A 12470-nucleotide genomic window follows, 5' to 3' on the forward strand; every position below is an offset into this window, starting at 1 on the left:
GCCTTATTAAAGAGGAAAGTAAATTTGGTGTATCTGTGTAGTTACGCTCTGTTGCAAAGGTCTCAACGAAATTTGTTTCGTAAAAAACCGTGATGAAAGGTTGTTAGCCTGTGGTTGTCAGCCCAGTAACGATGCCGTATGCCATTGCTGGAATGGCTAGCAAACTGGGTGTCCAGACTAATGTTCGGACAACGGGTATGCCGATAATGTAAATTGGTACGTAAAGAATACGAGATAGAATAGTCGCGAGGGCGGCGTAGTATGTCCAAGAGTTAGAAATCTCGGTACTCACGGCTAAGAGTGCCAGGGGTAAATACAGGATTCCGCCTTCTTTTAAATTGCCGAGGGTGCGCTCTATACGATTTTGCAGCGGAGGTTTATTGGCTTGAGGTTGATCTCGATTGCCCAAGTTATACGTCAGCCCTGTCTTTGACGCAGCGTAGTTGGCTTGGAAAATGACGGTCACTAAAATAAGTAAGGTGTAAGTCAAAACGCTGAGTATTTCTATTGACATGCTATTGCGCCTTTTCTGAAGCTAGAATTGATAACGTTATATTGCCAGTCTCAGCACACTCATTCGAGTTGTAAAAGCAGTCGCGGAGTGGTATTTTCGGTCGACCTAATGCAACGTTATTCTCTCAATAATCGGAGACGGTATTGAATAAGCACTCTATAGCGGTACTCAAAAATGCGGTCTGCCCCATTTTAGGGGTAGACCCAATTGAAGCATTAAAGGAGCTGCCTTTGCTGACACTCAAATCTGTCAACATGGATCTAAATGTCTATGGTGCTGATTTCATTCGACTCTGGGAACGTATCATCGTGTTGGCGGGTGAGAGTGCAGACCCTTTTTTTCTCGGACGAGCCATGGCACATGGCCCAGTTATTCCCATCTTCCTCGCCTTTTCATCAGCACCAAATTTAAGAGAAGCACTGCGACGTCTAGCACGTTACAAAGCCTTATTTGGGCCAGTTACCCTGCATCTGTCACCAAAAAAAGGCGGCATACGCATGGAAATCACCTCAGATCATGACGCCGTGGTATTACCTCCATCCTTGGCAATTCCGATTGCTATTTTCGTCGTGGAAAAAGCCCGAAGTCATACGGCAAGGCCTATTGTTCCAGAGACAATTTCGCTTCCAAGTGGCCATGTTTCATCAGACACATCACGTACTTACTTTGGTCAGAGCGTGAGCGAAAGCCGCAATGTGATCATTGAATTCTCGGCAGAAGACAGTGCGTGGCCGTTTATTTCTGAAAATGAAGCACTTTGGCGTGAAATTGAAATGGATCTAGAACGGCAACTAAATGTAAAAAATGAGGGTGTTGAATTTCCAAACCACGTAGAAGTAGCCATACGACAGGCGCTTAACGTAGGGCCCGTTCGAGCTGAATCCATCTGTGAGCAACTCGGCGTCAGTCGTGCGACTATGCAGAGAAAACTCAGGCGACATAATCAAGCGTATCAAGGTATATTGGATAAAGTGCGACAAGAGTTGTCTTTTCGATATCTTTTAAAAAGTACTCTAAAGCCTTATGAAATTGCCCGATTAGTCGGGTTTGATGATCCTAAATCGTTTCATCGCGCTTTTAAAAAGTGGACAGGAACAACCCCGGAGACATTTCGCGCCACCCTCCCATTAGATTAAATGCCGGTGATTAAACAAGGCCGCCTAGTAAAAGAACTCTCCGTTGAGTTAGTACTAAGTTTTTTATGTTGACACCACAACCACACTGCTGACTTTACCAAACTTTGCAGCGATGAGAATGTCACCGTGTTCTGCTTGGACAGAGCGATCAACCACCAAAATATCATCTGGGTGAATCCCGGCATCAATCATTGAATCACCTTCAACACGCACAAAGAACGTTGCAGCGGGTCGCTTGATGCACAGCTCGTTGAGGTCGAGCGTTTGCTCAACATAATCTTGCGCTGGCGAGGGAAAACCAGCAGAAACACGTTCCATGAACAATGGAATACGAAGGCGCTTGGCTTTGATGAAGGCAAGTGCGCCGCTACGGCCTATCAGCGAGACACTCATGACGAACCTCGAAAAACTACAATTAATACTGTTTTTTTATACAGTATCTAATGCTATGCTGATTTCTACAAGTAAAATTGTAGGTAAAACTGTAGTTGTTCGAGTAAGACGTTGTGTCGTGGGTGATTTCTTTTTTGTGTTGAAAAACTAGATGTGGGGGATCGCTCGCCCTTGTCAAAGCCTGCAAGGCTTGGACAATACTGCTTCTGCCTACTGCTCTTGTTACTGATCCTGTTACTGCTACTGGTTAACGCATGGGTCAAGTAACCGTCAGACAAGGCTTGTTGAACCCTTTGCAAAGGGTTTCAAAACAGTTAGTAAAATTCTGCTTCGTATTGAATTTACTGGCTTAAAGAGAAGTCAGGAGCATCTTTAAAATGCTCAGTCGAACTCAGTTCAAGCCTTTTGCAACCGTTTGAAAAGGGGTTGGCTAAGCCATACGTAAAGGGTATCGGTAAGGGTTACCTAAAGGGTTTGGCTAAGGCTTTCTGAAAGGCTTAGCCAAAGCCTTCATACATGGGTTCACCCAGTAGAAAGATTAAAAAAACGCTGAGGTATCCAATGTGCATTTTGTACAAATGCGTTTATAAACGGACAGGGCACAGTGAAATAACCCAAAGCGAATAATAGAATTGAAGAGGAACCATCAATGACAAGAGCCCCTGCGCCATTTCCGCTAGAGCGCCTCGCGGATATCCCAGAAAGACCAGAAGATTTTAGCTCTTTGGGGTCAGGGTGACTAAACAATGTTCAGTCTAACCATCAACAATGATGTCACTGGCGAATCATTGGTAGCGTGAGAACATATGGACAATCCAGTAATAAGTCATATGTTAAGCCCTTCTACATGGTCAATTTTAGTATTGACACCAACGTATTACAACCGACAACAAACAGCCAATGATAAAGAATCTTGAGGTAGACTTTAAAACAACCAAGATAGTCTGGTCGAAAGCTTTTTTACCGACAGCCCCTAGCGGTTTCTGGCTTTCTTTGGGCACAAAAAACTCCTAAGCAAATCCGCTACATTTAGTAACGTCATTGAAAGGAGCCGTGTTGCTAAAAAGCATATAACTGTCCGTTATGAAATTCTACATCCCTAACTCTTGCTTCAAGTTCTGCAGAGCCCTCTAAGTGATGCTCAAAAGCAGTAAAGCGTAACAATTTTCTTAGCAAAACGGCCAAACTGAACAAAAATCTTGGTAGCCAAAACATTTTCTTAGCAATTAACCACTACAATCAGAAAAATAAGGAGACATTTTAGGTGTTGGGTGTTGGGTGTTGGGTGTTGGGTGTACTGAAAAAACTGTTTGGCTCTGATATTGAAAGCAACTGAGGATGCACTGATAGCGAGGGCTATGATGATTTATTCTCGTAATGAGAAATACATTACTTTAAAATAAAAAAAGCCACGCAGATGCATGGCTTTTTTTATTTTTCGCATAGCTTCTCGATCTCCTCTTTGAAACGTTCGTTTCCCACCCAGTGCCATATCTGAATGCGTAGCGGATCGAATCCGTCCGAGTTCTTCTTCTGAGATGTGGTATTTGAATAAAGCTTGAGATAAAGCTCTTGTGGTTGCCAAAGTTCACTTTGCAGATCCAGTGACTCCTGAGCGTGAAAGCGATAGCTCGACCATTTGTAGTCAGCTGGATGAGCTGACCATATTCGCTCTAACGGGATTCAGTTCGATATATCGCTGGCAGATAAAAAAGTATTCCTCAGCACTGATAACACAAGATTTAAATCGCCCTTCCCACAATGTGCCGGTTCTTTGGTAAGTTTTCTATTTTCATCTGACTCCAATTTCAGACCCTAATTCCATTTCTGAGTAGGCTTGTTCTAAAGCGTCAAAGGCATCAGTGGGCACTTCATATTGAAACTGATCTCTACGTTTCTTAGATATCTTGCCGCTTTGCTCTAAACAGAAGACGACCAACTTTGAAAGGGTTCTATCATTAATATCGTACTGCTTATTGATATGGCGTTTTAGAGCGTCGTATTGATTGAGATACGCCACTTCCTGCTTGATATAGTGTTCCATGGCTTCGTCGCATGCTTCCGCCATTAGCTCGGCACAGGCGGTGCCATCCCAATGACGATAGATAGATTCATGACCGTTGAATTCAAAGGCGAAGTTTTCAGCATCAAGGTAATCAACTTGCCAGAAGGTTCTGATTTCGGAGGAGTAGGCGCTTAATGTTGCAAGATACTCTCGCTCTTTGTTATGCAAAACGGCCGAGACAGGCAGTAATAGGCCATTCGCGAGCTGACCGCTGCGGCATAATACGTGGTGAAACATAAAGCGTGATAAGCGTCCATTCCCATCCATAAAAGGGTGTAAGAATACAAAACCAAATGAGATGACCGCGCCAAGTACAACAGGATCTACTTGCTCTGGTAACTGGTTGGTCAATTGCTCCCACTCTTTCATCAGTTCACGGCATAAATTCGGTGAGGGCGGTACATACGTGACGCCGATAGACCCATGGCCATTGCTTAAGTAGTTCTGCTCATTGCGATAGGACACGGCCCATTCATAGGGGTTGTTGATCGTGGCCTTTTGCAATTCTGCTAAATAGTCTTCATCGATTGCACGGGGAATGTGTGCTTGTCTCAGTAGGTTGGTATACCGCTGGATTTTATTGGTATCGGGCTGCTCTTTCTCGATAGCGAAGGAATCTTTGGTTTCACTGAGATACACCCAAGATAAAGCTCGGTTGAGCATGGCGTCATCTAAACCATCAGTAAACTCTTTGGCTTTTTGCAAAGTGTTTTTGGCCAATGCCTTTTCAAGTCGCTCAGTTCGCTTCACGATGATGCTGTAGTCTAAGGAGCCGATTACATTGACATGGACGCGCCAGCGTTTATTCGTCTGATTATCTGCGGTGATAAAACGCTTTGGATCCAATAAAGGGATATAGTTACCCCGTGTTAGTTCAGTGGTGCGTGGTAATGATTGCTGATGAAAGTGTTCCCAAAGTAGGCAGGCAATACGGATATATTTGCCCATAGGCGAAGATTCATAGACAGCCAAAAGCTCGCTTTCGTCCACCTGAAGCAGAGCTTGGGAGAGTATTTGTAAATTAAGGTCTTCGTATTTCAGTGCAAAAAGAATGTGATCGAGTATCTTATCCGAAGGCTTTAATGAGGCAGGCGTTGCTAATGTATTGTCAATTAGTTGTATCTTAGTGACTGGCATAACACGGGCAGATACTTGCAACGGCAGCGCTTTTATCTCTGCGCGCTCCAGTAAGTGAGCGTAGCCTACGGATGTATTTGTCATATTCAGTACCAAAAAATTTTTACAAAACTAAGATTTTAGTTATATCTGCTTCATTCACTAAGATAATAGTTACATTTTAAGCACTGTTACTTGGTGTTGGATACGCCTAACTGCAATTTAGTCTAAGAAAATGTTTACGAAATTAAGATTTTTGTTACAAATCTCCATTTCTTCAAGAAAAAGATTACAGGCTGGAACAATTGGGTTCAGATGAAAATTTAGTCCATCTGGCTCGGTTTCCTTCCGCGCTTTCTTGGCGTCACTCGCCTACCCGTTAGCTTCTCGATCTCCTCTTTAAAACGTTCGTCTCCCAGTGCCATATCTGAATGCGTAGCGGATCGAATCCGTCCGAGTTCTTCTTCGAGATGTGGTATTTGAATAAGTCTTGGTAACGCTTCGCTCGCGTTTCTTGCTGACGGCTAAGCTTGAGATAAAGTTCATGCGGTTGCCAAAGCTCACTTTGTCGATCCAGTGACTCCTGAGCGTGAAAGCGATAGCTCGACCATTTGTAGTCGGCTGGATGCTTCACCATATTGGCTCTAACGGGATTTAGCTCAATATATCGCTGGCAGATAAAAAAGTATTCCTCAGCACTGATGACACAAGATTTAAATCGCCCTTCCCACAATGTGCCCGTTCTTTGATAGGTGTAGTTGAAGTAACGGACATAGCGGCGTCCCAATGTGGCGCAATGCACGGATCAGAAAATTTTTGAGGTCTTGGCTTGGGCTTTAGACCAGCAGGTATAAAAAGCGACAGCATGAAGACATATTGGATTCATTTATGTATTTAGCAACTCGCAATAGCAGGCGCTGTTTGTATCAGTTCGTCTTTCTCGATAGCAGCGACCATGAATTTGGCGAAGTCGATGCGACGCACTAGGTTGTGTGCAATGCGTTCATCTCCTACGTGCTCCGCCCAAATAGGCATTCCTTGACTGTCACCCTCTTCTAGATCACAGCCGCGTACGACGGTCCAAGGCTGTGTTGAGGTAAATATGGCATTGGTCGCGCGCACTTGGTCAGCAATGTCGGCGATGCGTAACCAGCGTGCTAATTTTTCAAAGACGGCGACGAAACATTTTAGTTTGAAGGAGTACTGGTCTTTGCCATCACGGCTGATGTGCCAACCGCATGAAAAAATCAATCGCGCATTCGGTGATGCGAAATCCAGCACGGCCTTGGCGGTATTCGTTGCATAGCCATTGACACCCCAAGGCGCCAATACGGTTAACACCGCATCGACCTTGGGCAACAAAAGTCCCAATGCCTCACGATCGTCGGTGTAAGCGGGCACGATTTGGATTCGGTCTTTCCATTGTTCCAACTTTCCCACACTCTGAGGTCGACACACCGCGGTGACTTGGTAGCCCAATAACAAGGCCTCTTCGATCATGTACCTTCCCAGTTTGCCCGAGCCACCAAGAATGGCGATGTGTTTTGTCGCGGTCATATTATCCACCTGTTCGTTTTTGTATGGATAAAGTCTAACGGGGTCGATATGCTATTAAAATTACCCAAAATCAAAGATCGGATATGCGTATTTGTATGGCAAATCAATACGAGCAATTAGATTGGAATGCGTTAAAAGCGTTTCTTACCGCCGCACGAGAAGGTTCTTTTTCAAAAGCGGCCAAGCACATAGGCGTGACTCAACCCACCTTGAGCCGTCAGATTTACAACCTTGAAAGCGCACTTAACGTCACGCTGTTTGAACGCCTTAGCACAGGCTTAGTCTTGACCGACGCTGGGCAGCATTTGCTGGAATACGCCGCGCCAATGGGCATGGCCGCGCAGCAAGTAAGCTTGGCAGTGTCGGGGTTGTCGTCCGACTTGGAGGGCGAAGTCAGCCTGTCTGTCAGCGAAATAGACGCGCTGTTTCGGCTGCCCTCGATCACGGCCTTTCTAAGAGAGCACGCGCCCACGATCCGGCTGACCATTCATGTTAATAATAGCATCAGTGACCTCAAACGCCGTGACGCCGATATCGCCATACGAAGCTTTCAGCCAACCGAGCTGGATTTGATTGCTCGTCGTTTGGTCGACGAGCCCATTTGGCTTTATGGTTTACCTGACCCGGTGGCTCGTTATGGCTCGCTCGCACAGCCAAAAAACCTTGGGGCGGTTGAAATCATTGGTTTTGAGCGAGAAGGCGATCTCCTCCGTCGCTTACATGCCTTGGGCTGGCCATTGACGGAACAGCACTTTCCCATCGTCACGCCGTTTCAAGGGCTACAATGGGAATTGGTCAAAAAGGGCTTAGGCTTGGTTTGAGGAATACGATTAGCAAGATTTTAATGTAAAAGTGTCAGTCTAAAAGAGGCGGTTATGACTCACAAGAAACACCATTTACCCGAAAAAATATGCCCCGTTTGCCAGCGGCCATTTGCATGGCGCAAAAAGTGGGCACGCGATTGGGCGCAAGTGAAGTACTGCTCCGAGCGCTGTAAAAGACAAGGTAAAAACCAACAACATTAGAGGCCCTAAGCCTACTAATGTTATTGGAATGTTGATGTTAAATAATTAAGAAGTAAACCTTTTGGCTGTGTGATTGAGCTGTTCCGAGAGTGTCGCTAGCTCCTCACTTGCACGAGCAATATGACCCATGGCTTGTTCGTTTTCTGTCGACATTGCATTAACGGAATGTATGTTTTGGTTGATTTCAACCGCAACACTGGATTGCTCTTCCGCTGCGCTGGCGATTTGCATCAACATATCTGACGACTGCTCCACATGAAGCACTGCTTCTTTTAAGCTCTCGACGGTGTCAAGCGTCGCTTGAGCAACCTGATGCGCTTCTTCTACACTCAACGCCATGGTATTTTTCGCGTCATTGGAGCCTTGTTGCAGCGCTTGAATAATCGAAGCAATTTGCTCTGTTTCCTTTTGGGTGTTTAACGCCAATGTGCGGACTTCGTCGGCGACCACCGCAAAACCTCGCCCTTGATCACCGGCTCTAGCGGCTTCTATGGCGGCATTTAGCGCCAATAGATTGGTCTGGTCTGCAATGCCTTTTATGGTCTGAAGCACCCCTGAAATATCATTGGCCTTATGATTCACATCATCTACTTTACGGCCAGCTTCTGACAAAACCTGCGCGACTTTTTGCATACTTTGAGACGCAGCAGCGACCTGGTCTGCACTGTGAATGACGGCGGCACGAGCCTGTTTGGTTGACTCGGCTACTTTTGACGTGTTTTGTGCGACCTCGTTCACCGTCGAGGACATTTGGTGCATTGCCGTCGCGACTTGCATGGTATTTTGGTGTTGTGTGTGCAAATTGACATTCGCCTGCTCTGTCGTAGACGCCAGTTCATGCGCGGTACTGGCTTGTGTTTCTGCGGCTGAAACAATGTGCTGAATGAGCGCCCTTAAATCGGTCACCATGGTCGCTAATGCACGATAAATTCCGGTTTCTTTTCCGGTTAAATTAAATGCATAAGTAAGGTCACCTGCAGCCACTTGTTCGACAATAGACTGAATCTCTTTTGGCTCACCGCCGATCGGGATTAATACAGAACGTGCGGTGTACAATGCAACAGCCGTGACAATCAAAATAGTAATCACAAGCAAGCCGCCCGCAAATAAATACAACCAATAGACATCGGCATAGGCTTCTGCTTTATCAATTTCAGCGAAGATGGCCCATTGTAAACCAGAAAACGCCAGTGGCGCATAGGCAGATAATATTGGCTGCCCTTGATAACCGGTGATGACTTGAATGCCCGCTTTGCCTGATAAGGCCTCACGTGAAGAAAGCGTTTCGATTTTTCCCGTTTCTGGTTGTAAAAAGGAGGCGACAACGCTGTGTGCATCAGAATCTAAAAACGAATCAGATCGCATTAAGAGGTCATCACCGACTAAATACGTCTCTCCAGTTTTGCCTAATCCTACACGCTCTCCCATGATTTTGTTCATATTATCGAGCGGAAACTGAGCAATAATAACGCCTTGGGAATGACCATCTTTGCCGTGCATAGGAGCAGCAATGAAAGCCGCAGGGCTATTATAGGAAGGTAGGTACATGGCAAAGTCTACCACTGTAGCTTGTGTATCAGTGCGCGCAAGGGCGTTTTCAAACGCTTGGCCTAGGCCTGTGTGCGCAAAAGGCCCCTTGGTAAGCGAGGTTGCGTAATCAATTTCTTTAAAAACGCTGTAGACAATATCGCCTTCATTGCTAACCAGAAAAATATCGTAAAATCCAAAGCGTTTTTGCACGTCGGATAAATACGTATGAATGTCTTCATGCGCTTTATCGTAGGCAAAGTTCAGGGCCGACGCCACTAAAGCGTCTTTGTTACCGATGGGGTTGGCGTTGTTGACGATATAGGCTTCTTGTAAAATAACCGCCGTATCAGATAACTGATCAACCAGCTGACTGGTATCTCCAATGCCGTGTTTGGCATCCTGCTGCGTTAACCTTGGTGCGAACTCAGTGCGATAAAATTGCTTTAACACTTGTCGCTTTTGCGCTAAATCCTGATCAGTAAAATCGACTTCATAATCGCCCTCGGCCACTTGTTCATAAGCAAAACGAAAGTTACTCATGGCTTTTTGTAGACTTGGATCTATTGCCATGACCTCGACCTGATTCGTCAGGGACGTCAAATACTGCTTAATGGTCAGCGTTTTACTTTCTCTAACGGACTCTAGCTGGTTGAAGGCTTGTTTTTCTAAAGAATGAGTGGCGATTTGAATAGCAACAGTAGCCACCAAGGTAACAGGAATTAATCCTATCAACAGCATGATCAAAATCATTTTGCGAGTAAATTTCATGAACATCTCCGCTATCTAACCCCACATTGAAATCAATGCCATGGGTTAATTGTCCGTTTATGCCGTTTAATTTGTATAAAAATGTAAACGATTATAATTTGGGGCTATTTATAACAAGTTACTGAAGAGATTAAAATCGCTATTTCACATTACTTGCACCATTTTATGACAAAACACATCATATTTTTTGATGATTAAATCCTCTCCTATATAACCATTAAGTCAGGATTAAACCGTACGTATTGAGATGTCTTTATAGTCTGTGTCATTCCAACGGTTTGATTTCTTAGCAATACGTTTTTAAGCGTGGTTTTTCTTGTTTACTGCTAGAATGCTTTTCTATCTTTTTATATTGAGTACCAAGGCATCTTATGACCGTTCTTCTCATGACCCCACCGATGACTCAGTTGAATACGCCCTATCCAGCTACGGCGTATCTCACCGGTTTTTTGCGCTCTCGGGGTTACGACGCGGTGCAGCGCGATCCCGCCATCGAACTGTTTTTAGAAATGATGACGGCACCCGCACTGGACATCATTCGCCAACACGTGGAAGACAATTTCGAATCATTCGACGACGATGAATTGCCCGATGCGATTTACACTTTCTTGGCAGAATTCGACCGTTATCGCCTCGCTGTCGAGCCCGCCATTCGTTTTTTACAAAGCAAAGACCCTAGCTTGGCGCTGCGTATTATTTCGCGTCGTTTCTTGCCCGAAGGCCCGGCATTCGACACCATCGAACAAATGGAATCCGTATCGGGCGATGTACTCAAAAGCGCCTTCGGCACCCTGGGCGTACAAGATCAAGCAAAGTACTTAGCGACGCTGTTCATCAATGATTTGTCCGCCGTGATTACACAAGGCGTAGACCCCTATTTTGAAGTCAGCCGTTACGGCGAACGACTCGCCGCCGCGAACCCCAGTTTTGACAACTTATACGATACGTTAATGGGTGAGCCGAGTTTCAGCTCAGAGATTCTCGAACAACTAATCGAGCAATACTTGGAAGAAACCCAGCCCAGCGTTGTTGCGCTCACCGTGCCATTTCCCGGCAACATGTTGGGCGCATTGCGTATCGCTCAGACCTGCAAAGCGATCAATCCAGAGTTGCCCATTGTCATGGGCGGCGGCTTTGTAAACACCGAATTACGCGCACTGAAAGACCCTCGTATTTTTGAGTTTGTCGACTTTATCTGTCTTGATGATGGCGAACGCCCCTTTATGACGCTGTTGGAGTTTTTCGACGGAAAACGAGAAATAGACGAGTTAGTGCGTACTTACTTTCTTGCTGAAAACGATCAAGGCGAACCCTATGTGCACCTCAATCAAAACACCGAGCTGCACGATATTCCGCAGACCGACGTGGGCGCGCCTGTATACGATGGTCTACCGCTAACGGAATATTTGTCTTTGTGCGAAATGCTAAACCCAATGCACCGTATTTGGAGCGATGGCCGCTGGAATAAGCTCACCATTGCCCACGGTTGTTATTGGCGTAAATGCAGTTTTTGTGATGTCAGTCTGGATTACATCGACCGCTATGACGCTGCCGGTGCGGACATTTTAGTGGATCGCATTGAAGCGTTGATCGCTGAAACCGGACAAACCGGCTTTCATTTTGTTGATGAAGCGGCTCCGCCAAAAGCACTCTTTGCGCTGGCAAATCGCTTGATCGAACGGGGCGTGGTCATCAGTTGGTGGGGCAATATTCGCTTTGAAAAAACCTTCACCCCCAAACGGTGCCAATTACTGGCCGACTCTGGTTGCATCGCCGTCAGCGGCGGCTTGGAAGTCGCATCGGACCGATTGCTCAAACTGATGAAAAAAGGCGTCAGCGTCGAGCAAGTCGCCCGCGTGACCAAGGGGTTCAGTGAAGCAGGCGTCATGGTGCACGCCTATTTAATGTACGGATTTCCGACACAAACGGAACAAGAGTCTATCGACGCACTCGAAATGGTGCGCCAAATGATGCAACAAGGCTGTTTCCAGTCGGCGTTTTGGCACCGATTCGCCGCCACAGTGCACAGCCCAATCGGCCTACATCCAGAAGAATACGGCATCACCTTGGCTGAGCGTCCAGAGATACTCTTCGCTGAAAACGATGTGGATTTCACCGACCCCACCGGCACCGATCACGACATGCTAGGCGAAGGCCTGCGTAAAGCCTTGTACAACTACATGCACGGTATTGGCTTTGATCGACCGATGAGCTTCTGGTTTGAACGCCCAGTTGCCCGCACCACCATGAAGAAAGACCTTATTTCCAATGCCATCCATAACCTCATCGCAATGGGATAAGTCGGCATAACTACCTCATAACACACAACCAAAAAAGCCGCTTTCATGACTGAAAGCGGCTTTCGT

8 protein-coding genes and 1 pseudogene are annotated in these 12470 nt (G+C 46.0%); 4 read left to right on the forward strand and 5 right to left on the reverse strand.

Translation table 11 applies throughout. The features are described from left to right. Nucleotides 1-103: 103 nt before the first annotated feature. Entirely contained in the window at nucleotides 104-514 is a 411-nt protein-coding gene (locus tag FXV75_RS15295) for an MAPEG family protein (RefSeq protein WP_148834768.1), read from the reverse strand. 143 nt (nucleotides 515-657) lie between these two features. Between FXV75_RS15295 and FXV75_RS15300 the strand changes: the two genes are divergently transcribed. After that, on the forward strand, nucleotides 658-1650 hold the full coding sequence (locus FXV75_RS15300; RefSeq protein ID WP_148834771.1) for an AraC family transcriptional regulator: 993 nt from the start codon (nucleotides 658-660) through the stop codon (nucleotides 1648-1650). An 87-nt stretch (nucleotides 1651-1737) separates the two neighbouring features. Here the strand turns inward: FXV75_RS15300 and FXV75_RS15305 are convergent. From FXV75_RS15305 to FXV75_RS15320, 3 genes and pseudogenes are all read right to left on the reverse strand, one after another. Continuing rightward, a pseudogene (locus FXV75_RS15305) lies at nucleotides 1738-2043 on the reverse strand (S24 family peptidase); the annotation flags it as partial. Between the two features lie 1792 nt (nucleotides 2044-3835). Then, complete coding sequence (locus tag FXV75_RS15315; protein WP_148834773.1) at nucleotides 3836-5329, reverse strand: Fic family protein; 1494 nt, start codon at nucleotides 5327-5329, stop codon at nucleotides 3836-3838. Between the two features lie 789 nt (nucleotides 5330-6118). Further along, nucleotides 6119-6781, reverse strand: coding sequence for an NAD(P)H-binding protein (locus tag FXV75_RS15320; protein WP_148834775.1), 663 nt, complete (start codon nucleotides 6779-6781; stop codon nucleotides 6119-6121). 95 nt (nucleotides 6782-6876) lie between these two features. On the opposite strand from FXV75_RS15320, the gene FXV75_RS15325 reads away from it, so the two are divergent. Together FXV75_RS15325 and FXV75_RS15330 are read left to right on the forward strand one after the other, a co-directional pair. Next, complete coding sequence (locus FXV75_RS15325; protein ID WP_187424904.1) at nucleotides 6877-7602, forward strand: LysR family transcriptional regulator; 726 nt, start codon at nucleotides 6877-6879, stop codon at nucleotides 7600-7602. A gap of 54 nt (nucleotides 7603-7656) precedes the next feature. After that, the gene (locus FXV75_RS15330) at nucleotides 7657-7806 is read left to right on the forward strand and encodes a DUF2256 domain-containing protein (RefSeq protein ID WP_148834779.1); all 150 of its coding nucleotides are present in this window, start codon (nucleotides 7657-7659) and stop codon (nucleotides 7804-7806) included. Nucleotides 7807-7851: 45 nt separating this feature from the next. On the opposite strand, the gene FXV75_RS15335 is transcribed toward FXV75_RS15330, so the two are convergent. After that, a complete protein-coding gene (locus FXV75_RS15335) occupies nucleotides 7852-10104 on the reverse strand; it encodes a methyl-accepting chemotaxis protein (protein WP_187424905.1) in 2253 nt (750 codons plus the stop codon). 371 nt (nucleotides 10105-10475) lie between these two features. On the opposite strand from FXV75_RS15335, the gene FXV75_RS15340 reads away from it, so the two are divergent. After that, on the forward strand, nucleotides 10476-12404 hold the full coding sequence (locus FXV75_RS15340; RefSeq protein WP_148834783.1) for a B12-binding domain-containing radical SAM protein: 1929 nt from the start codon (nucleotides 10476-10478) through the stop codon (nucleotides 12402-12404). Nucleotides 12405-12470: the final 66 nt, after the last annotated feature.

The organism is Marinomonas sp. IMCC 4694, from assembly GCF_008122525.1.
GTDB lineage: Bacteria > Pseudomonadota > Gammaproteobacteria > Pseudomonadales > Marinomonadaceae > Marinomonas.

What these genes read in the sequence shown, in the direction of transcription:
- FXV75_RS15295 (WP_148834768.1), bottom strand. Translation starts at nt 514, where the DNA reads ATGTCAATAGAAATACTCAGCGTTTTGACTTACACCTTACTTATTTTA.
- FXV75_RS15315 (WP_148834773.1), bottom strand. Translation starts at nt 5,329, where the DNA reads ATGACAAATACATCCGTAGGCTACGCTCACTTACTGGAGCGCGCAGAG.
- FXV75_RS15320 (WP_148834775.1), bottom strand. Translation starts at nt 6,781, where the DNA reads ATGACCGCGACAAAACACATCGCCATTCTTGGTGGCTCGGGCAAACTG.
- FXV75_RS15325 (WP_187424904.1), top strand. Translation starts at nt 6,877, where the DNA reads ATGGCAAATCAATACGAGCAATTAGATTGGAATGCGTTAAAAGCGTTT.
- FXV75_RS15330 (WP_148834779.1), top strand. Translation starts at nt 7,657, where the DNA reads ATGACTCACAAGAAACACCATTTACCCGAAAAAATATGCCCCGTTTGC.
- FXV75_RS15335 (WP_187424905.1), bottom strand. Translation starts at nt 10,104, where the DNA reads ATGAAATTTACTCGCAAAATGATTTTGATCATGCTGTTGATAGGATTA.
- FXV75_RS15340 (WP_148834783.1), top strand. Translation starts at nt 10,476, where the DNA reads ATGACCGTTCTTCTCATGACCCCACCGATGACTCAGTTGAATACGCCC.